Source organism: Nitrosomonas oligotropha (genome assembly GCF_900106555.1).
Classification (GTDB): Bacteria; Pseudomonadota; Gammaproteobacteria; order Burkholderiales; family Nitrosomonadaceae; genus Nitrosomonas; species Nitrosomonas oligotropha_A.
Genome location: NZ_FNOE01000039.1, coordinates 1 through 20,824, shown reverse-complemented (window position 1 = coordinate 20,824; position 20,824 = coordinate 1). Strand labels below are relative to the sequence as shown.

The following is a 20,824-nucleotide window of genomic DNA, read 5'->3' as shown; positions in this document are numbered from 1 at the left end:
ATGGCTTCTTTGCGCGCTCCTACATAAATCGATTCGCGAAAAGCGCCGCGCAGCAATCCTTCGGAACTCTCCAGCTTGAGCTGGCACGGCGCATCGTAACAACTATGGCACGACAAGCATTTGGCTTCCAGAATCGGACGGATTTCTGCATGATACGAAACGGGTCTTTCCACAGCCGCAGGTAATGCAACTGGCGCTGGTACTTGCTCGCGGGGAGCTATCGGGTTGTTACCATCTTGGCAGGCAGATAACAGAAGAATGAAACAAAAAAAGAGATTGGTTGGGCGGAATAATTCCATGAGGATCCCGGGATATGAATTCAAAATACTACTTCACAGCTTACCGCTGCAGGAATCGCCGGAGTTACCAGCAGCGCTAAACCTAACCGGCACATTGCTTAAATCCGGCAATCCTGATTCAGGAGGTTGATTGCGGCAAGAAAAAACAAATCATTGGAAAAATTCAACTCTGGATTTTAGGCTTGAAAAAATGCGAGTCTCAAGCGGGAATGGATCAATCATCGATCCATTCTCTTCTCACTTTTCCAGCAACGGACTCATCGGATACTCTAGCGCTTCTTTCATCGCCACCAGCGACAGTACCGCTTCGCGGCCATCAATGATTCTATGATCATACGATAGCGCTAGATAATTCATCGGGCGGATGACGATTTGGCCGTTTTCGACCACCGCTCGCTCCTTGGTGGCGTGGATGCCGAGAATGGCGCTTTGCGGCGGATTGATGATGGGCGTTGATAGCATCGAGCCGAACACGCCGCCGTTGGTGATCGAGAAGGTGCCGCCACTGAGTTCTTCTATGGTCAGTTTGCCGTCTTGCGCGCGTTTGGCAAAATCGGCGATTTGCAGTTCGATTTCCGCCAGCGACAATCTGTCCGCGTCACGGATAACCGGCACGACCAGTCCACGCGGGCTGCCGACGGCGATGCCGATGTCGAAGTAATCGTGGTAGACAATTTCGTTGCCTTCCACCGAAGCGTTGACGATCGGATATTTCTTTAATGCGGCAATCACCGCTTTGACGAAGAACGACATAAAGCCCAGCTTAACGCCGTGCTCCTTTTCAAACTCGGTTTTATAGCGCGTGCGCAGATCGATGATCGCTTGCATATTGACTTCGTTAAACGTGGTCAGAATCGCGGCGGTCGATTGTGATTCGACCAAACGTTCCGCAATACGCTGGCGCAAGCGCGACATGGCCACCCGGCGTTCGGTGCGCGCTCCTGTTGCTGGTTTGCCCGTTGTCGTAGACTCAGTCTCAACTTTCGCAGCCGCGCCAGACTTGCTCGTCATATACGCTTGCACATCTTCTTTGGTAATACGCCCGCCGAGGCCGGTACCTTTGATCGCCGATGTTTCCGTCGCTTTCAGATTATTTTCTTCCGCCAGTTTGCGTGCTGCCGGCATCAGCATCGGGATTGCGGTATCGACAGCTTCAACGCTCACCTTTTCTGCGCTTACCGCAACAGGGGCTTGTGCCTGCTTACTTGCAGCGGGAGCCGATTTAACTTCATTTTCCGGCTGAACGGTTGCTTCGGTTTCAATCATCGCGATCACTTCGCCGCTGGCTACGGTTGCACCATCCCCTTTCAGCACTTTAGCCAATACACCGGCACTGGGTGCGGGCAGTTCCAGCACGACTTTGTCGGTTTCGATGTCGATCAGATTTTCCGACCGGTTGACGTAGTCTCCCGCTTTTTTGTGCCAGGAGATTAACGTAGCTTCCGCTACGGATTCGGATAATGCGGGAACTTTGACTTCAACTAGCATGGCGCCCTCGTGCTAAATTTTTTCTCGGAATGCTGCGACGATTAACTCATTCTGTGTAAATTTGTGTCTTGCCGTGTAACCAACCGCCGGGGAAGCCGAAGACGCGCGCAGCGCATAGCCCAGCACCTGATCCGGTTTCATATGGCGCAATAAATAGTGTTGAATGCGATGCCATGCGCCTTGATTGCCCGGTTCTTCCTGACACCACAACACTTCCTTGGCGTTGCCAAAGCGATCGATCTCGGCTTGAAATTCCTCATGCGGGAACGGGTAAAGCTGCTCCAAGCGGATAATTGCCATATCTGAGATCTGCTGTTCTTTGCGGTACGCCATGAGCTCGTAATAAATCTTCCCGCTGCAAGCGATAATACGTTTTACTCGATTGGAATCCAGATTTTCAGTTTCGGAAATGACCGGATAAAAATGCCCGTGCGCCAGTTCGTCCAGACTGGACACCGATTCTTTATGCCGCAACATGCTTTTCGGACTCATGATGATCAGCGGCTTGCGGATCGGGCGGATCATCTGCCGCCGTAACGCATGAAACATTTGCGCCGGGGTCGACGGCACGCATACCTGAATGTTGTAATCCGCGCACAATTGTAAATAACGCTCCAGCCGCGCGGAAGAGTGCTCGGGACCTTGTCCTTCATAGCCGTGCGGCAACATCATCACCAAACCGCACAAACGGCCCCATTTGGCTTCGCCCGAGGCAATGAACTGATCGATCACCACTTGCGCGCCGTTGGCAAAATCGCCAAACTGCGCTTCCCAGATCACCAACTCGGTCGGTTGCGTGGTAGCGTAACCGTATTCAAAACCCAGCACCGCTTCTTCCGATAGCATCGAATCGATCACCACAAAGTCCGGTTGCTCGGGATACAAATGGCGCAACGGCACATAAATCCGTTCGTTCTGATCTGCGGCCACTTGGTCATGCAATACCGCATGGCGGTGAAAAAATGTGCCACGGCCCGAATCCTGCCCCGACAGTCTGACCGGATACCCTTCCTTCAACAGGGATGCGTAAGCCAGGTTCTCCGCCATGCCCCAATCCAGGGGCAATTCGCCATTGCCCATCGAGCGCCGGTCGGCAATGATTTTTTCCACCCGTGAATGCAGTTTGAAACCTTCGGGAATATCCGTCAGCCGCAACGCAAGTTGTTTCAACGTTTGCAACGCAACACCGGTTTTAACCTTCTTGTTCCATTTGCAGGGCTGAACAAAAGGCTCCCAATTGATGGTATACGGTGACTTATAGTCATAGCAAACGGTCTTGTTCGGATTGACGCCTTCATCCATCGCTTCGCGATACGCTTGCACCAGTTGATCCGCGTCTTCCGGTTTAATCACGCCTTCGCCAATCAGCTTATCGGCATAGCGTTTGCGGGTACCGGGATGCTGGTTGATGATCTGATACATGCGCGGTTGCGTCACCATCGGTTCATCTTGCTCATTGTGACCAAGGCGGCGGAAGCACACCATATCGATCACGACATCCTTATGAAAGCGCATACGGAAATCCAGCGCCAGTTCGGCTACCATCACCACCGCTTCCGGATCATCACCGTTAACGTGGAAAATCGGCGCTTCGATCATTTTGGCGACATCGGTGCAGTACAAGGTCGAACGGCTATCGCGCGGATCGGATGTAGTAAAACCGATCTGGTTATTGATGATGATATGCACTGTGCCGCCGGTGCCGTAACCACGAGTTTGCGATAAATTCAGCGTTTCCATCACCACGCCTTGCCCGGCAAAAGCCGCGTCGCCGTGGATCAACACCGGCAGCACGCGGTCGCCCAATTTGTCGTTCAGCAGATGCTGGCGCGCGCGCACCGAACCCTCGACCACCGGATTGACAATCTCGAGGTGTGACGGATTGAATGCCAGCGCCAAGCGCACGATGCCATCCGCAGTTTTAATCGCGGATGAAAATCCTTGATGATATTTCACGTCGCCGGATGGTAACGCTTCCGGCTGCTTTCCTTCAAACTCGCGAAACAGATCGGCGGGCATTTTTCCCAGCGTATTGACCAGCACATTGAGCCGGGCGCGATGCGCCATGCCCATGATGATCTGCTGCACACCGGCTTTACCCGCTCTATGAATCAGATTATCCAGCAACGGGATCAGGCTCTCATTACCTTCTCCGGAGAAACGTTTTTGCCCGACATAGCGGGTGTGCAGATACTTTTCCAGCCCTTCTGCGGCATTGAGCCGTTCAAGAATATGGCGCTTATAATCCGCAGAATAATCCGGATTCGATCGCTGACCTTCCAGCCGCGCTTGAATCCAGCGTTTTTGCTCCACCGAAGAGATATACATGTATTCGGCGCCGACCGAACCGCAGTAGGTTTCCCGCAGAATCTGCAATATCTCGCGCAACTGGGCATGTTCGGGGCCAACCAATGAACCGGTGTTGAATACCTTATCCATATCCGCTTCGGTAAAGCCGTAATGCGCCGGATTCAGTTCGGGCACGTCCGCTTGCTGTTTCAGTCCGAGCGGATCCAGTTTGGCTTGATTCAAACCCAGATAGCGGTGCATGTTGATCAGTTGCAGCACGGCGACTTGCTTGCGATCGTCCGTATCCGCGGCCACCGCTTCCGGTAATACGGTTTGTGTTTCTCTACCGGAAGGTTTCGCGGTGGGAGCGACAGCCGTCGCACCACCTACCGGCGCTTGTGTTTGCCGCGCAGCGGCAGCTTCTGGCTGTTTCGCGAGCTGGTCAAAGTATTCACGCCAGGCGAGCGCGACTGAATTGGGATTATGCAGATACTCGTCATAAACCGCTTCGACAAACGCGGCATTCGCACCGGACAAGAGCGTATCATCCAACAACGGCTTGTTCATAAGGTCAGCAGCCTCGAATAAATGAACGGCTATTTTTTAATGTACGAACTGGGCACATCGCGCATCGTCGTGCCCGTATAGAGCTGACGCGGACGCCCGATTTTATAATCCGGATCAGACACCATTTCACTCCATTGCGCCACCCAGCCAACGGTACGCGCCATCGCGAAAATCGCGGTAAACATGCTGGTCGGAATGCCTAATGCGCGCTGCACAATACCAGAATAAAAATCGACGTTCGGATAGAGCTTGCGCGAAATGAAATAATCGTCTTCCAAGGCGATTTTTTCCAGTTGCAACGCCAGTTTGAACAAGCGGTCGTTTTGTAACCCAAGCTCATTCAACACTTCGTGGCAGGTTTCGCGCATCAGTTTCGCGCGCGGATCCATATTTTTATAAACGCGGTGGCCAAATCCCATGAGCCGGTAATTATCGTCTTTATTTTTAGCGCGCCGGATGAATTCATCGATGCGCGACACATCGCCGATCTCCTCCAGCATATGCAGGCAGGCTTCGTTCGCGCCACCATGCGCAGGCCCCCACAGGCAGGAAATACCGGCGGAAATGCAGGCAAACGGATTGGCGCCACTGGAACCCGCCAGACGCACAGTCGAAGTGGATGCATTTTGCTCATGATCGGCGTGCAAAATCAGAATCCGGTCCAATGCGCGCACAATGACGGGATTGGCTTCGTATTTTTCTGTCGGTACGGAAAACATCATGTGCAGGAAATTCTCCGCGTAACTCAGGCTATTCTGCGGATAAACATACGGTTGCCCAATATTGTATTTGTATGCCATTGCGGTAATCGTCGGCAATTTGGCAATCAAGCGGAATGCCGATTGTTCGCGGTGCGACGGATCGGAAATATTCAATGCATCATGATAAAACGCCGACAGCGCACCGACCACGCCGACCATCACTGCCATGGGATGAGCGTCACGGCGGAATCCGCTATAAAACCGCACCAGCTGTTCATGCAACATCGAATGGTTTTTGATCGTGGCATCAAAGGTTTTCTTCTGCTCAGGCGCCGGTAATTCGCCATGCAGCAATAAATAACAAACATCGATAAAATCGCAATGCAGCGCCAACTGTTCAATTGGATAGCCGCGATACAGCAATATGCCCTTGTCACCGTCGATGAAGGTAATCGTCGAGCTATTGCTCGCGGTCGACAAAAAACCGGGATCATAAGTAAACAAGCCACTCTGTGCGTGCAGCTTACGGATATCGATCACATCCGGGCCCATAGTTCCGGATAAAACCGGCAGCTCGATTGGCGCGCTGCCGTTATTCAGATTCAGAGTCGCTGTGCCTTTTTGTGCCATATGACTTCTCCACTTTTGTTGCGTATGATTTGATGAGTATGCACTGTTATCAGGTTCCAGAGCTGCCAGAATACCATCGGAAACCTAACTCTTTTGTAGTAATTCCAAAACTGCCTGCAAGTCACTATCGCGGTTGATTTGTTTTGCTGCGATCAAATCCCACAAGTCATTATCCGGTAAGGACAGTAATCGTTCAAATTGTTCCAGTCCTTGCTGATCCAATTGCGCGTAATGCTGATCCATAAAACGCTGCAAAATAATATCCAATTCGAGCAGGCCGCGCCGACAGCGCCAGCGGGCGCGTTCGAATTCCTTCATACCGTTCTTTTGACCATCATGTCCTTGATTTTGCCGATTGCCTCGGTAGGATTCAAGCCTTTAGGACAGGCGTCGGCGCAATTCATGATGGAATGGCAGCGAAATAACCGGTAAGGATCTTCCAGATTATCCAGCCGTTCAGCGGTCGCTTGATCACGGCTATCGGCCAAAAACCGGTACGCCTGAAGCAACCCTGCCGGACCGACGAATTTATCCGGATTCCACCAGAACGACGGACAGGCAGTAGTACAGCACGCGCATAAAATGCACTCATAAACGCCGTCCAACGCCGCTCTTTCTTCCGGCGATTGCAACCGCTCCGTTTCAGGCGGTGGATCGTTGTTGATCAAATAAGGTTTGATCGAATGGTACTGTTGAAAGAATTGCGTCATGTCCACGATCAAATCGCGAATCACCGGCAATCCGGGCAACGGCCGTATTTCCACCGGCTCTTTCAAACTGCGAATCGGCGTAATGCACGCCAACCCATTACGCCCGTTGATATTCATCGCATCCGAACCGCACACCCCCTCGCGGCAGGAACGGCGCAGACTCAAACTGTCATCGATCGATTTAATGCGCAGTAACGCATCCAACAACATCTTATCGGTCGCCGCCAGCTGGATGTCGTAATCCTGCATGTAAGGCTTTTCATCTTTATCGGGATCGTAGCGGTAAATCGAAAACTTCATGGGCTGGCTCCGGATGGTTTGAATACGGCTTAAATCGATAGAAACAACTCAGAACACTGCAAAGTATACAGATTTGAAGTCAGATTAACAGTGTTTGATCTGTCTTTCTGACCAGGCATCCTAACAGAATATTAAAAAAGTACCGTGTGTATCGTGGCAATGCGATTAATACACAGGATGCCGTTAAACGCAACGCGATGTACCAATGGCACAGTGTATGGGGAAACTTAATTTATGAATAAATCCAGAGCATTATCATGAGACCCGACACAGACATTGGCATGTTCAAAACTGAGGGGAAGAAAGTTTGCGCCAAAGCGTGCCATTTGACCCGACCGCCCATGCACCGCCTCTTCCAGCAGCTATATTTTCAATGCCCTTGGCATGTTCGTCTTGACTGAAAGTATTACCGTCATCCGCTGAACTCCATATTGCGCCGTTCTTGCCAACAAGCCATATCAAACCGTTAGGGGCGACAGCAACGTCTTGCATCTCTCTTCCCATTGTTTGCACCCAGGCATTCGCATACTTCCACACTGTGCCATCGGACTTGACCGCCCATACCGTTCCTTCCATCCCGGCCGATACGCGGCTGAAACCGTTATTCTCTATCTGCGCAAACTGCTTGCCCTGATCGTTACTCACCCAGATAGCGCCATTTTCACCCACAAGCCAAACATTGCCATCTGGCGCGACAACCACATCTTGCATTGCGCTTGCCGTTGTTTGCACCCAGGTATTCGCATACTTCCACAACGTGCCATCGGACTTAATCACCCACGCTGTACCATCCAAGCCTACAGCAATGCGGCTGAAATCATGCCCTGGAATCTGCGTGAAGGAGGAGCCATAAATATTATCCGACACCCAGACAGCTCCGTCTTTTCCGGTCAGCCAAATGATGCCATTGGAGGCAACAGCAACGTCTCTCATTGCGCTGACCGGTGTACTGTGCCAAATTTCAGCGTGCGCCCAGGAAGAGAACATCACACAAAACACCAGCGCCCCGAATCTTAATCGTTGTGAAAAACTTTGGAAGTTATAATCTCGCGATGCTAATTTTATTGCTGACATACTCGTTCATCCTCTCCAGTAGACTGAGTTCTGCGAAATCAACCAATAGGGGCGATTATTCCAACCCCACCCTCATCAAACCCTAAAGCAGCAAGCAGAAAACGATCGTACTCCGCTCACCGGATAGGTTTCACCGGCGATGATTTGAAACGATGAACGATCCAATCGAGCATCTTGAACTGGCAACGTGTCGACTGCCAGCAATTCGCTCGCGATATCCGCAGGCTTTAAATCGCAGCGGACGCCACGAATTAATCCGACCAGCTTCAGTGCATCCACACCATACGATTCCAGGCTCAACGATTCGAAATAGACTTTTTTGCCTTTAGAATCCATCTGACAAAAATGATCGTTCAGGCGGCACATCATCCGAATCTCTTTTTCGTAACCCCAGCTTGAGAATTTAGTCGAAATTAATTGATTCAAATCGGATTCGGTAAAACTGTCGCGTTGGATTGCAGCGTTAACTGCCAGCTTAAAGCGCTCGGGCTGATAATCAATGCGTATCGCCATGTCGTTCGGAATTTCAAACACCAACACAACACCGCGATGACCATCGGCGTAATGACTCCACAACACTGGATCGTGATAGTTTTCACAGAAACAAATCACGCCGTATCGTTCATTCGACTGATTCCTGAATGCTTCCAGCTTGGTTCGAGTATTCGCATCGGAAAAATCCGCAGCGCAAAATTCAAATGGATCGTTCAATTCATTGATGCGGGCAATTTTTAACCGGCGATCACGCAGGGCTTTGAGGGCAAATTCAGAAGAAATAAAGTGGTATACAATCATGAAGAAATACCCGGAGCCAGTAAAGTACCAATAAGCAAAGTGCATTGCACCATCATGTTGGCGCTACTTTACTTTCTAGTACAAATTGTTTGCGCCTTACCTTGTTGGTACAAATAAGGCATTAATAAATTCAGAAATGTCAGAGATGAATCGTAGAGTCACTCCTGGAGGAAGAATCCTTTGTTGTTCGAGATGAGAAGCCATATTTCGCAACTCCCTAAACGAATTCCAATAATCATATTCATGATCTGACAAAACACCAATCTTTCGAAGGTAATCTAGTTTGCCTTTATATGTTGAATTGATCTTTTCAGTATTAATTAGTTTACATTTCTCACTAATAGCCGCTTCTGCCACCCAAAGTAATTGTTCGTAAGCTAATGTAAAAAGCGGATAGAAAAAATAACCGTAAAGCATAGAACTACGAGCTACTTCAAATAGCTACAAAGCTCTGATGGTACAATTCTCTCATTGCGTTGAGGCTCAAGGATTGATTTTACCCATTCTTTGTCCGACATCATTAGCCGTTGCATCAAAGGATCGGGATTTAGCCAATTTTCATGGGTGATGTTTTTTATTCCAAGCTTAGCTGTCATAACGAATGAAGTATCAAAGAGCACGGCAGATACTATTTATAAGGATATTCTGGGTCATCAGTTGTTCCAATTACCGCATGTTTCCGGATAAGCTCTGTATCTTCTAAAATTAAACCTGATGCTTCATTCAAACTTTTGGTAATAATCTTTAATGATTCAATCTCATTTTTCAAATCGGCTATTGATTTATTAAGCTCACATGATGATTTCTGGTAATAGAAATGAGCAATCACTAATGAACCAATTGTTCCAAGAATCGCACCAATTATTAATTCAATCATATATAAACAATATAATTCACAAAATAAAAAAACTATAAAGTCTATCTACACTGCTCATCAATATACGCCTTAACTACCTGTACATCCGCATCCTTGACCACAAACCGCTGCGGCAAGCTTTCCAGATTCTCGAAACCCGCCTGGCGTTCCGGTTCATGGCCAATGGCTTCCTGAATGCTTTCAGCAAATTTCACGGGCAGCGCGGTTTCCAGGCAAATCAGCGGCACGCCGGGTTCGCGGTGCATTTGGCCGACTTTGAGGCCATCGGCGGTGTGCGTGTCGACCAGCACGTGATAGCGCTGGTGTATGTCACGAATAGTACTGATACGGGCAGCGTGATTGCTGCTGCCGGAGATAAAGCCGTAATCTTTGATTTTGGCGAATAGTGGGGTTTGCGATAAGTCGAAAGGTTTACCTTGATCGACTGCCGACCAGAGTTCCTTGACTTGTTGCGCGTTGCGGCCGGTCAGATCGAAGATAAAGCGCTCGAAATTGGATGCTTTGGAAATATCCATCGACGGACTGCTGGTGTGTTGTGTTTCGGTAGTCGTGCGCGGACGGTAGACACCAGTGCGGAAAAATTCATCGAGCACGTCGTTTTCGTTGGTGGCTAGGATCAGATGCTTGATCGGCAATCCCATCATCCGGGCAACGTGACCAGCGCAGATATTACCGAAATTGCCAGACGGCACGGCGAACGACACCTGCTCGTCATTGCTTTTGGTTGCGGCGAAATAGCCTTTGAAGTAATACACCACTTGCGCGACGATGCGCGCCCAGTTGATCGAGTTGACCGTACCGATGCGGTGCGCTTCTTTATAAGCATGATCGTTGCTGACTGCTTTGACGATGTCCTGGCAATCGTCGAACACGCCGCGAATGGCGATGTTAAAAATATTCTTGTCTTGCAGCGAGAACATTTGCGCGGTCTGGAAGCGGCTCATTTTGCCGAGCGGTGACAGCATGAACACACGGATACCGCGCTTGCCGCGCATCGCGTATTCGGCGCTCGAGCCGGTATCGCCGGAAGTCGCACCAAGGATGTTCAGTTCGTCGCCGGTTTTGGCCAGTTGATATTGAAACAGGTTGCCGAGCAACTGCATCGCGATGTCTTTGAACGCCAGTGTCGGTCCATTGGACAATCCCAAAATATGCAGACCCGGCTCCAGTGTTTTCAGCGGCGTAATATCCGGGGTGCCGAACACTTCGGCGGTGTAAGTTTGATGAATGATGCTGTGCAAATCATCCGCCGGAATGTCGTCGACGAAGCGCGACAGGATCTCGAACGCGAGCGCCGGATAACTTAAATTGCGCCAGGCCGCAAGTTCCGCTGCCGTGATTTTTGGGTAGGTTTCCGGAATGGCTAGACCGCCGTCCGGCGACAGACCGCTCAACAGAATTTCAGAGAAAGTTTTGGGCGGCATACCGCCGCGGGTAGAAATATAACGCATGGCTGGTTTCTTTAGGTTATGCAACAGCGAGAGACCGGGGACACGGCAGACGCCCGCAAAGCAGTCCGCCTTCTCCGGACCGGTCATCGCTTTAGTTGTTCAGTTCTTCAATACGCAGGCGGAATACTTTGCCGTTGACCACCGGCAGTGCTTCAATGCGGGCAATCGCCGCATTGATATTTTTCTCGACCGTCAAATGCGTCAGCATGATGACACTGACTTGATCTGACTCGTCGCTGGCTTCTTTCTGCACCAAGGCGCTGATGGAAATATGATTATCTGCCACGATGCGGGTAATTTCCGCCATCACGCCAGGTTTATCGATGACTTGTATGCGCAAGTAATACGAGGTTTCCACTTCCTCCATCGGAATCACCGGCGTATCGGACAGTAAATCCGGTTGAAATGACAACGGCGGCACACGATACATCGGATCGGCAGTGTGCAAACGCGTCACATCGACCAGATCGGCGATCACCGAGCTGGCGGTTGGTTCCGCACCGGCACCGGCGCCGTAGTAGAGCGTGGCCCCCACGGCATCGCCTTTGACCACGATGGCGTTCATCACGCCTTCGACGTTGGCGATCAAGCGCCGCACCGGAATGAGCGTGGGATGCACGCGCAATTCGATACCTTTCTCCACTCGCTTGGTAATCCCGAGCAGTTTGATGCGGTAACCGAGTTGTTCGGCATAGCGGATATCTTCGCCGGTCAACTTGGTAATGCCTTCGGTATACACTTTGCTGAATTGCACTGGAATCCCAAACGCAATCGCCGACATCAAGGTGATTTTGTGCGCGGCATCGATGCCCTCGATATCATAGGTCGGATCAGCTTCCGCATACCCCAGCTTTTGCGCTTCCGCTAACACTTGCTCGAAGGACAGTCCTTTCTCACGCATTTCCGACAAAATAAAATTCGAAGTGCCGTTGATAATCCCGGCGATCCAAGTAATGCGGTTGGCTGTCAACCCCTCGCGCAACGCTTTAATGATGGGGATACCGCCAGCTACCGCAGCTTCAAACGCGATAATCACGCCCTTAGCACGAGCGGCTGCGAATATCTCCGTGCCATGGTTCGCCAGCAGCGCTTTATTGGCTGTCACGACATGTTTGCCGTGCGCCAGTGCTTCCAGGATCAAATCCTTGGCGATGGTTTGTCCACCGATCAGCTCGACGACAATATCGATGTCGGGGTTGGTTGTGATCTCATGCGCGTTGCCGGTGACAATTACATTGCTATCCGCCAGTGCACGCGCTTTCTCCAGATCCTTATCAGCGATCATTGTGACGATAATTTCACGACCTGCGCGGCGGGCAATTTCTTCGCGATTACGTTTCAGAACAGTGTAGGTACCGCCACCGACAGTGCCAATTCCTAATAAACCAATATGGATGGGTTTCATAAATTTAAGAATAAAAACAAGTTATGGAATGAACGCAATTATATACGATAATAGCAATCCGGCGTTTAACGGCTCTGTCCGTGTGAACACTCACCGGGATTACAGCGACTTAATTGTTTGCCCTTCCTCGTTTCAAGCAAGCCCCTGGTAAAGTTTTCCGTCAAGCGCAAAACCGTTCCTTATTTGTTACCTGTTTTCTGACACGGCTTCTTATTCTGGATGATTTAGGCTAGAATCGATAAAGATTCTAGGAAAATGATATATCCATTTGATAATTATGGATAATATACCTTTTTAACAAAAGGGTCTTTCACTGTTTGTCAAAGAGGAGTCGCGCATTATGGCCGAGCATTTAACCAAATCAGCCGCTCGCAATATTTTCTATGGCGGTTCTATTTTTTTTCTGGCCGTTTTTACGGCATTAACCATTCACACGCATTTCTATATGGTGAATGTAGCCACCGATGAGTCCACGCTGACAGAATCGGTTGCGCGGGGTAAGCATGTGTGGGAACGCCATTCCTGCATCAATTGCCATTCACTGCTTGGAGAAGGCGCTTATTTTGCGCCCGAGTTAGGCAATGTTTGGATTCGTTACGGCGGCAAACAAAGCCCGGAAGGCGCCCGGCTAGGACTCAAAGCTTGGATGCGCGCGCAACCGACCCGTATCGAAGGGCGTCGGCAGATGCCTCAATTCAATTTAACCGAGCAGGAACTGGATGATCTAGTCGATTTTCTGGAATGGACAAGCCGTATCAATACCCTTGGCTGGCCTCCCGGAATTTCCGGTTAATCCTCGCGATCTTTCAGGCAAATTCATTCATCAAGATGTTTTATGGAGGCATAGCAATGAAATATCATACGCAGGGACTTGCTTTTCCCTATTTTGTCGCTGCTTTGGCATTGTTTCTGGTTCAAGTTCTGGCCGGTCTGCTGGCAGGCGCCATTTATGTGTTTCCTAATTTTCTTTCTGAAATGGCGCCTTTCCATATTATCCGGATGATACACACGAATGCGTTGCTGGTTTGGTTATTGTTAGGTTATTTCGGTGCCAGTTATTTTCTGATTCCCGAAGAAAGCGAAAGGGAAATTCACAGCCCCAAACTCGCATGGCTGCAATTGGGTGTTTTTGTCTTTGCCGCATTGGCTGCGGTCGGCAGTTACCTGTCAGGCGTACACGAAGGACGGGAATTTTTGGAACAGCCTTTTTGGGTCAAAATCTTGATGGTTATCGCTTTCGTGATATTTATTTACAATATCACCATGACCGTGCTCAAAGGGCGCAAAACGGTGGTATCGATCGTGTTGCTGCTGGGTTTATGGGGTGCAGCCATTTTCTTCATGTTCGCTTTTTACAATCCCGACAATCTGGCTGTCGATAAATTGTACTGGTGGTGGGTCGTGCATGTATGGGTGGAAGGTGTGTGGGAATTGATTATGGCAGCCATGCTGGCGTTCCTGCTGATTAAGCTGACCGGTGTCGATCGCGAAGTGATTGAGAAGTGGCTGTATGTGATTGTCGGTTTTTCGCTATTCAGTGGTTTGCTTGGCACCGGCCATCATTACTACTGGATTGGCGCACCGGAATATTGGCACTGGATCGGAATCATATTTTCTTTCCTCGAAGTCGTTCCATTTTTTGCCATGATGCTGTGGGCTTTTTACCTGGTCAAGAAAAGCGGCCGGAACCATCCGAACAAAGCCGCGATTCTCTGGAGTCTGGGTTGCCCGGTAATGGCCTTCGTCGGCGCCGGATTGCTCGGCCTGATGCACAGCTTCCCGTCGATTAATTTCTATACGCATGGCACGCAATTGACCGCTGCGCATGGCCACTTGGCCTTTTACGGCGCCTACGTGATGCTAAACCTGGCGTTCTTCACTTACGCGCTACCGGCATTGCGTAAGTTGCAGCCGTTTAACCAAGCCTTGAATATTTGGAGTTTCTGGCTCATGAATGCGGCGATGATCGGCATTACGTTTGCACTGATATTTGCGGGTATCCTGCAAACGCATCTGCAACGCGTGCTGGAAATGGGATACATGCAAGTGCAATCGCAAATTGAATTGTTTTATTGGTTGCGCCTCGGTTCGGGAGTATTTTTCATCATTGGCGCATTACTGTTCATCTATTCGGCATTAGGGCCCGCGCGCGAGAAAGCTTTGTCATCAAGCTACGCGCATTAACGCTTGATGATCGATCACAGTACCGTGCAACAATCTGCCGGAGCGGCGCTCGTTCCATTTTACCGGCCAACCGGTAATGAATGCGCACTGTTCGAAACTGCCTATCGTGAAGGCCTGCCGCTGCTCATCAAAGGACCGACCGGTTGCGGCAAAACCCGTTTTGTCATGCACATGGCCGCCCGTCTGGGACGGCCATTGCACACGGTGTCCTGCCACGATGATTTGACAGCGGCGGATTTGACCGGACGTTATTTGCTGCAAGGCGGCGAAACTAAGTGGATGGATGGACCGTTGACGCGCGCGGTGCGCGAAGGTGGCATTTGTTATCTGGACGAAATTGTGGAAGCTCGCAAAGATGTGACAGTGGTGCTGCATCCCTTGACAGATGACCGGCGGATTTTGCCATTGGAACGCTCCGGGGAATTGCTTGAGGCTCCGCAGCAATTCATGCTGGTAGTATCCTACAATCCGGGTTATCAGAATATTTTGAAATCCCTGAAACCCAGCACGCGCCAGCGCTTCGTTTCCATCAGCTTCGATTTCCCGTCACCGGCTATCGAGGCTGAAATCATTGCAGCCGAAAGCGGTTTGCCCGAGCCGCAATGCATCCTTCTCGCTACGCTGGCGCAACGGCTGCGCACCTTGAAAGATGTTGATCTTGAAGAGGTAGTATCTACGCGTTTACTGATTTACTGTGCCACGCTACTGAAGAATGGCTTGGATCCCCAACAAGCTGCCGAAGCGGCGCTCGTCGAGCCTTTATGCGACGACCCGGAAGTTAAACAAGGATTGCTCGAACTCATCAACGCAACCTTCGGCCAGCCATGAATTGGCTTGAATTGACCGAATTGGAAGAACAAACAGGCCGTTTATGGCACCGCATGGTTGGCGCACCTTCCAGTTACCGGCATTATCCGGAAGCGGCGGTATCACTGGATGATGTGCGCACTGCACTCGGAATTTTTTTCCGCGGACTAGGCGGAGCTCCAGGCGTAGGTATCGTTGCAGGAACGCCACAATCCTCGGAACACCGGCTGACAATGCGGCAGCGCCTCGGTCTGATGAAAGAATCGCTGATTCCGGTTGAATGCAATGCGGAACGCGTATTGCTGCCGCATGCGCTGGATTTTTTTCCCGATAACGACCTGAACCGGCAACATTATTTCTGGCTCGCGGCATTCTTCGCCACGGCGGGTAATTACCGATCTTCACTGCCCCTTAAGTTCCAGGATCCTTTACAAACCGATCTTGCATTTTTGCATCGAGCTTATTGGATAAGTAGAGATATCATTGAGCACTACCCAGGCTTGGCGCAGAGCTACCGAAGGCTTTGCGCGGCCCTCCGGGAACATCGGCCGCGCCGTTCACTGACGGCGCAAGAACAGGGTATCGAAAGCGTTATTCAAACAATGCTGGGTAATCAATTGTGTATAGATTCTGCAGGAGAAGTCTTTCTGCAAGCTGTCTTGCAACTGGCGCCCGATTTCACGCAATGGCGCGCAGCCCGGAATTATCGTCCCTTTCTGCCAGTCCCGCTGTGGGGCAGAGTGAATTTTTATCCGGAATCCGCAAATGCCGGGCCGGATGTTCTGGATGACAATGCCGGCAATAATTCTGAAGCCGATGAAAGACACCGCAAAAAGAAAAGCCGGCGGGAAAAACAAGATCAAAGTGCTCGGGATGATCCGTTGTTATTGAATCGTTTCGAAAAATTGATGAGCTGGTCGGAAATGGTCAATGTCAATCGGGCAGTGCAAGACGACGAAGTGGATGCCGCCAAAGATGCTGCCGAGGCGCTTGAAGAAATCACGCTTAGTCCGCATGAACAACGCGCTGCCACTCGATTGAAGTTTGACTTGGATCTTTCTCCGGATGATGTCAATCCGGAGATATTGATTGCCGAACTGGCTTATCCGGAATGGGATTTCAAGCGCAAACAATATCACACCCGGCAATGCCGGATTATTTTCCAGAACGCGCTTGAAGATAACGAACGCTGGGAACCGGATTCTCACGCGAAAAAACGTTTTCGTAAAATTCGCAGGCAATTTGAGGCATTGCAGCCAAAACGCGAAAAGTTGCGTCGCCAACTGGATGGAAATGAACTCGATATGGATGCCTTCGTGCGCGCACGATGCGATCTGCACGCAACCGGCACGTGCTCAGACCGGGTCTACCTCGATACACGGCAACAATCCCGCGATTTAAGCGTAGCGATTCTGATGGATGTTTCATTGTCTACAGACAGTTGGATAGGTGGAAAACGTATTCTTGATATCGAAAAAGAAGCATTAATTACCCTTGCGACAGGCCTCGCTACATGCCGGGATAGATTCGCCATTTACACATTTACATCACGCAAGCGGGATTATGTGCGCATCTCCGAAGTAAAAGACTTTAATGATGCGTTTGATGCTCGGGTACTTCGGCGTATCGCATCATTACGTTCCGGGTATTACACGCGCATGGGCGCAGCTTTACGTCATATCAGCAAGCTTCTGAATCAGCGCACGGAGCGGCACCGCCTGATCTTGCTGATAACCGATGGTAAACCGAACGATCTGGATTATTATGAGGGCCGTTACGGTATCGAAGATACTCGTCAAGCTATCTTTGAAGCCCGCCATGCAGGGTTATCGGTGTTTGGAATTACGATAGATCATCAAGCGCAAGATTACTTTCCCTATCTATTCGGTCGAGGCGATTATGCCATTGTCGCCCGGCCAGACCGGCTCTCTCAAGTACTACCTAAAATTTACCGGCAATTAGCGCAATAAAGAACACAGTACAAGCTACGAATAGTGTCAATTCGAGTAACTATCAATTAGTGCCCAGGCGTTTGCGATAGCGATGCAAAAAATTTGCAATGCGTCCCATTGCTTCGGTCAAATCGTCGACATTGGGCAAAAATACCACGCGAAAATGATCCGGACGCTTCCAGTTAAAACCGGTACCTTGAACCAATAAAACCTTCTCTTCCAATAACAGATCCAGCGCAAATTTCTGATCATCTTCGATCGGATAAATCTCCGGATCCAAACGCGGAAACAAATACAGTGCCGCCTGCGGTTTAAAACAACTCACGCCGGGGATTTCCGTCAACAAATTCCAAGCAACATCGCGTTGCCGCATTAACCGGCCGGTCGGTAATGTCAGATCATAAATACTTTGATACCCGCCCAACGCGGTCTGAATGCCGAATTGCGACGGTACATTGGCGCATAACCGCATCGAAGCCAGCATATTAAGCCCGGCGATATAATCGCGCGCATGACTCTTCTCGCCGGAAACCACCGCCCAGCCGGAACGAAATCCGGCGGCGCGGTAATTTTTTGACAAACCATTGAACGTCACAAACAAGACATCGTCGGCCAATGAGGCAATCGACGTATGCTCGGCATGCTCGTACAAGATCTTGTCGTAAATTTCGTCGGCATAAACGATTAATTGATGCTGACGGGCAATTTCAATGATCTCAAGCAGCAGTTCCTTGGGATATAGCGCACCGGTTGGATTGTTCGGATTGATGATGACAATAGCACGAGTTCTGGAGCTGATTTTCGCACGGATATCGTCCAGGTCCGGCAACCAGCCCGATGCTTCATCACATAGATAATGCTTCGCAATACCGCCCGACAGGACCACCGCAGCAGTCCATAATGGATAATCCGGCATCGGAATCAGCACTTCATCGCCATTATCCAGCAATGCCTGCATCGTCAATACAACCAGCTCGGATACACCGTTGCCAATAAAGATGTCGTCCAATTGCACATTGGGAATTTGCTTTTGTTGGGTGTAATGCATGATCGCTTTGCGCGCAGCAAACAATCCTTTGGAATCGCAATAGCCGGAAGCATCGGATAAATTCCGGATGACATCTTGCAGAATCTCTTCGGGCACATCGAAACCGAACGTAGCAGGATTGCCAATATTCAGCTTGATAATGTGATGCCCTTCTTCTTCCATTTGCCGCGCCCGCTCAAGCACAGGGCCGCGAATGTCATAACAGACATTGGTTAATTTACTGGATTTTAAAATTGGACGCATGATAAGCAACGGAATCTGTTGAGATGGAATAAGAAACCAAACCCCAAACCTTGCAATACTGTAATTTTCCGATCAAATTGATCTCAGCATTATATATGTTATCCCCACACTTCCGCACTGGAAATACACTATGCCTCTCGTGCGAATTTGGTTTTCTAGCATTTATACCCGGAAGAAACAGCGCACGAATTTCCGGAATTTGTACTATTTCTCTTTATTGGCTGCGGGAGTAATAAACAAAGCTGGAATTGGTTTATTCGCATGATGCCGGTGCATTGCTTTCTTATGTGATCCACTGGAATCCGCCGCCAAGGCATTCGCATCGGAATATTTAGAAACATAAGGCTGGGTAAATAGCGGATCTTCGGTCTTCTTGGCACGTCGGGTATGTTGGGGGGTTATTTCTTTACCAAAGTGAACAACTTTCTCATCGCTTTTCACCCATGAATTGGGTTTCTTATTTTGCTTGATTGATCCGCCATGCTTGGATCTCTGCTCACCGGTTATTGACTTTTTATTGGTATCGCGAACCTGTGGTTCTTTTGATTCAAATCCTTCGATTTGTTCTGTATTAATTTTGATTCCCAATAATTTCTCGATATCAGCCAATGCATTATTTTCTTCCTTGCTGGTTAACGAAATGGCGAATCCTTTTGTTCCGGCGCGCCCCGTTCTGCCGATGCGGTGCACGTAATCTTCGGGATTATTGGGTAATTCAAAATTAATCACATGAGACAGTTCGTCGATATCAAGACCCCGTGCAGCAACGTCAGTTGCAACCAGTACACGAATCAGTCCCTGTTTAAAATTATCCAATGCTTTGGTACGCTGCAGCTGATTTCGATCGCCATGTATCGCTTCGCTTGAAATATCATGCTTATTGAGCCGCTGCGCTAAACGATCCGCGCCTTGTTTGGTACGCGTAAATACCAATACTTGCTGCAAATCTTTTTGTTTAATCAGTTGAATAAGTAACTCTTGCTTTCGAGTAGCATCAACCGGATAAACGACATGGGTTATTAATTCACTCACTGAGTTTTGTTTGGCAACTTCGATCAGTACCGGGTTCTGTAATATCTTGCCTGCAAGTTTCTTGATATCTTCCGAGAAAGTTGCCGAAAACATCAAATTTTGACGCTGCTCAGGAAGCAATTGAATAATCTGTTTGATATCGGGCATGAATCCCATATCCAGCATTCGATCAGCCTCATCCAAAACCAATATCTCAACTTTTGTCAGCGTCAAGGTTTTTTGTTGGATATGGTCCAGCAATCGTCCCGGTGTTGCTACTAATATCTCTATACCGGAACGTACAATATCGATCTGAGAATCGATATTCACCCCGCCATAAATAACCGTCGATCTGAGTGTCAAGTGCTTTCCATATGTTTTGACACTATCATGCACTTGCACAGCAAGTTCTCGCGTTGGAACTAAAATTAATGCACGGATGGGGTGCCGTGCGGGTGACATGCTAGTGTTTGCATGAATCCCCAGCCTCTGTAACATGGGAAGTGTAAAGCTCGCCGTTTTGCCGGTACCCGTTTGGGCCCCTCCCATCACGTCTTTTTTTTCTAAAATAACTGGTATTGCTTGTTCTTGTATCGGTGTCGGATTGATATATCCCTGATCAGAGATAGCGCGCAATAATTCGGCAGATAAACCGAGTTGCTCGAATGACATATTTACTGCTCCTGAAAATTTCCTGATTTATTTGCTATATTCATAATTCATCATTGAAGTTTTGGAGAAAAAAAGATTCATTATTTTAATGATAGTTATACGATTTCAACAAATAAAAGAACCCGCACAAATTATTTTGTGCGGGTTCTTTTCTAGTTACATCATTAGCCTTATTCAGAATTTTAAAGCACTCTGAAAATAAGTAAAAACTGAGCGTAAAAAGTTAAATTACTCTTCATCCTCATCTTCATCATCACTCTGGGCTTCTGTGCTGCTAGATGTACCGCCAGCCGCTCCTTCACCCTCGTCTTCTTCCTCGTC

16 protein-coding genes and 1 pseudogene are annotated in these 20,824 nt (G+C 49.3%); 4 read left to right on the top strand and 13 right to left on the bottom strand.

All coding sequences use genetic code 11. The annotated features are described in order from the left end of the window. The 11 genes and pseudogenes from BLU57_RS14120 to BLU57_RS14065 form a co-directional block, all read right to left on the bottom strand. Positions 1 to 299, bottom strand: a pseudogene (locus tag BLU57_RS14120) (fatty acid cis/trans isomerase); the annotation flags it as partial. A 237-nt stretch (positions 300 to 536) separates the two neighbouring features. Continuing rightward, entirely contained in the window at positions 537 to 1,787 is a 1,251-nt protein-coding gene (gene odhB, locus BLU57_RS14115) for a 2-oxoglutarate dehydrogenase complex dihydrolipoyllysine-residue succinyltransferase (RefSeq protein ID WP_090322250.1), read from the bottom strand. 12 nt (positions 1,788 to 1,799) lie between these two features. Beyond that, entirely contained in the window at positions 1,800 to 4,643 is a 2,844-nt protein-coding gene (locus BLU57_RS14110; RefSeq protein ID WP_090322247.1) for a 2-oxoglutarate dehydrogenase E1 component, read from the bottom strand. Between the two features lie 29 nt (positions 4,644 to 4,672). Continuing rightward, positions 4,673 to 5,974 carry a citrate synthase gene (gene gltA / locus BLU57_RS14105; RefSeq protein WP_090322243.1) on the bottom strand — a complete coding sequence of 434 codons (1,302 nt, stop codon included), beginning with the start codon at positions 5,972 to 5,974 and terminating at the stop codon, positions 4,673 to 4,675. An 84-nt stretch (positions 5,975 to 6,058) separates the two neighbouring features. After that, on the bottom strand, positions 6,059 to 6,292 hold the full coding sequence (locus BLU57_RS14100) for an FAD assembly factor SdhE (protein WP_090322240.1): 234 nt from the start codon (positions 6,290 to 6,292) through the stop codon (positions 6,059 to 6,061). Further along, positions 6,289 to 6,984: a succinate dehydrogenase iron-sulfur subunit gene (locus BLU57_RS14095; protein WP_090322237.1), complete on the bottom strand. Its 696-nt coding sequence runs from the start codon at positions 6,982 to 6,984 to the stop codon at positions 6,289 to 6,291. Before BLU57_RS14095 ends, BLU57_RS14100 begins: the two co-directional genes overlap by 4 nt. Before the next feature lie 285 nt (positions 6,985 to 7,269). Further along, positions 7,270 to 7,971, bottom strand: coding sequence for a tectonin domain-containing protein (locus tag BLU57_RS14090; protein ID WP_090322234.1), 702 nt, complete (start codon positions 7,969 to 7,971; stop codon positions 7,270 to 7,272). A 162-nt stretch (positions 7,972 to 8,133) separates the two neighbouring features. Continuing rightward, on the bottom strand, positions 8,134 to 8,853 hold the full coding sequence (locus tag BLU57_RS14085) for a DUF2971 domain-containing protein (RefSeq protein WP_176776462.1): 720 nt from the start codon (positions 8,851 to 8,853) through the stop codon (positions 8,134 to 8,136). 628 nt (positions 8,854 to 9,481) lie between these two features. Continuing rightward, positions 9,482 to 9,730 (bottom strand): hypothetical protein, encoded by a 249-nt coding sequence (locus BLU57_RS14075; RefSeq protein ID WP_090322228.1) that lies wholly within the window; start codon positions 9,728 to 9,730, stop codon positions 9,482 to 9,484. 41 nt (positions 9,731 to 9,771) lie between these two features. After that, positions 9,772 to 11,181, bottom strand: coding sequence for a threonine synthase (gene thrC / locus BLU57_RS14070; RefSeq protein WP_090322253.1), 1,410 nt, complete (start codon positions 11,179 to 11,181; stop codon positions 9,772 to 9,774). 91 nt (positions 11,182 to 11,272) lie between these two features. After that, positions 11,273 to 12,586: a homoserine dehydrogenase gene (locus BLU57_RS14065; RefSeq protein ID WP_090322225.1), complete on the bottom strand. Its 1,314-nt coding sequence runs from the start codon at positions 12,584 to 12,586 to the stop codon at positions 11,273 to 11,275. A 340-nt stretch (positions 12,587 to 12,926) separates the two neighbouring features. Between BLU57_RS14065 and BLU57_RS14060 the strand changes: the two genes are divergently transcribed. The 4 genes from BLU57_RS14060 to BLU57_RS14045 are packed head-to-tail and all read left to right on the top strand — an operon-like array spanning position 12,927 to position 17,547. Further along, complete coding sequence (locus BLU57_RS14060; protein ID WP_090322223.1) at positions 12,927 to 13,379, top strand: c-type cytochrome; 453 nt, start codon at positions 12,927 to 12,929, stop codon at positions 13,377 to 13,379. A 56-nt stretch (positions 13,380 to 13,435) separates the two neighbouring features. Continuing rightward, entirely contained in the window at positions 13,436 to 14,770 is a 1,335-nt protein-coding gene (locus BLU57_RS14055) for a cbb3-type cytochrome c oxidase subunit I (RefSeq protein ID WP_090322220.1), read from the top strand. A 6-nt stretch (positions 14,771 to 14,776) separates the two neighbouring features. Continuing rightward, positions 14,777 to 15,598 carry a CbbQ/NirQ/NorQ/GpvN family protein gene (locus BLU57_RS14050; RefSeq protein WP_090322218.1) on the top strand — a complete coding sequence of 274 codons (822 nt, stop codon included), beginning with the start codon at positions 14,777 to 14,779 and terminating at the stop codon, positions 15,596 to 15,598. Further along, positions 15,595 to 17,547 carry a nitric oxide reductase activation protein NorD gene (locus tag BLU57_RS14045; RefSeq protein ID WP_090322215.1) on the top strand — a complete coding sequence of 651 codons (1,953 nt, stop codon included), beginning with the start codon at positions 15,595 to 15,597 and terminating at the stop codon, positions 17,545 to 17,547. Before BLU57_RS14050 ends, BLU57_RS14045 begins: the two co-directional genes overlap by 4 nt. Positions 17,548 to 17,590: 43 nt before the next feature. Here the strand turns inward: BLU57_RS14045 and BLU57_RS14040 are convergent, their stop codons facing one another. Together BLU57_RS14040 and BLU57_RS14035 are read right to left on the bottom strand one after the other, a co-directional pair. Then, a complete protein-coding gene (locus tag BLU57_RS14040) occupies positions 17,591 to 18,820 on the bottom strand; it encodes a pyridoxal phosphate-dependent aminotransferase (RefSeq protein ID WP_090322213.1) in 1,230 nt (409 codons plus the stop codon). A 204-nt stretch (positions 18,821 to 19,024) separates the two neighbouring features. Continuing rightward, positions 19,025 to 20,503 carry a DEAD/DEAH box helicase gene (locus BLU57_RS14035; RefSeq protein ID WP_090322210.1) on the bottom strand — a complete coding sequence of 493 codons (1,479 nt, stop codon included), beginning with the start codon at positions 20,501 to 20,503 and terminating at the stop codon, positions 19,025 to 19,027. Positions 20,504 to 20,824 lie beyond the last annotated feature (321 nt).

Excerpts from the sequence above, each read along its gene's own strand:
- BLU57_RS14110 (WP_090322247.1), bottom strand. The coding sequence starts at position 4,643 with ATGAACAAGCCGTTGTTGGATGATACGCTCTTGTCCGGTGCGAATGCC.
- BLU57_RS14060 (WP_090322223.1), top strand. The coding sequence starts at position 12,927 with ATGGCCGAGCATTTAACCAAATCAGCCGCTCGCAATATTTTCTATGGC.
- BLU57_RS14075 (WP_090322228.1), bottom strand. The coding sequence starts at position 9,730 with ATGATTGAATTAATAATTGGTGCGATTCTTGGAACAATTGGTTCATTA.
- BLU57_RS14100 (WP_090322240.1), bottom strand. The coding sequence starts at position 6,292 with ATGAAGGAATTCGAACGCGCCCGCTGGCGCTGTCGGCGCGGCCTGCTC.
- BLU57_RS14090 (WP_090322234.1), bottom strand. The coding sequence starts at position 7,971 with ATGTTCTCTTCCTGGGCGCACGCTGAAATTTGGCACAGTACACCGGTC.
- BLU57_RS14040 (WP_090322213.1), bottom strand. The coding sequence starts at position 18,820 with ATGCGTCCAATTTTAAAATCCAGTAAATTAACCAATGTCTGTTATGAC.
- BLU57_RS14055 (WP_090322220.1), top strand. The coding sequence starts at position 13,436 with ATGAAATATCATACGCAGGGACTTGCTTTTCCCTATTTTGTCGCTGCT.
- thrC (WP_090322253.1), bottom strand. The coding sequence starts at position 11,181 with ATGCGTTATATTTCTACCCGCGGCGGTATGCCGCCCAAAACTTTCTCT.
- BLU57_RS14085 (WP_176776462.1), bottom strand. The coding sequence starts at position 8,853 with ATGATTGTATACCACTTTATTTCTTCTGAATTTGCCCTCAAAGCCCTG.
- BLU57_RS14035 (WP_090322210.1), bottom strand. The coding sequence starts at position 20,503 with ATGTCATTCGAGCAACTCGGTTTATCTGCCGAATTATTGCGCGCTATC.
- gltA (WP_090322243.1), bottom strand. The coding sequence starts at position 5,974 with ATGGCACAAAAAGGCACAGCGACTCTGAATCTGAATAACGGCAGCGCG.
- BLU57_RS14045 (WP_090322215.1), top strand. The coding sequence starts at position 15,595 with ATGAATTGGCTTGAATTGACCGAATTGGAAGAACAAACAGGCCGTTTA.
- BLU57_RS14095 (WP_090322237.1), bottom strand. The coding sequence starts at position 6,984 with ATGAAGTTTTCGATTTACCGCTACGATCCCGATAAAGATGAAAAGCCT.
- BLU57_RS14050 (WP_090322218.1), top strand. The coding sequence starts at position 14,777 with ATGATCGATCACAGTACCGTGCAACAATCTGCCGGAGCGGCGCTCGTT.
- BLU57_RS14065 (WP_090322225.1), bottom strand. The coding sequence starts at position 12,586 with ATGAAACCCATCCATATTGGTTTATTAGGAATTGGCACTGTCGGTGGC.
- odhB (WP_090322250.1), bottom strand. The coding sequence starts at position 1,787 with ATGCTAGTTGAAGTCAAAGTTCCCGCATTATCCGAATCCGTAGCGGAA.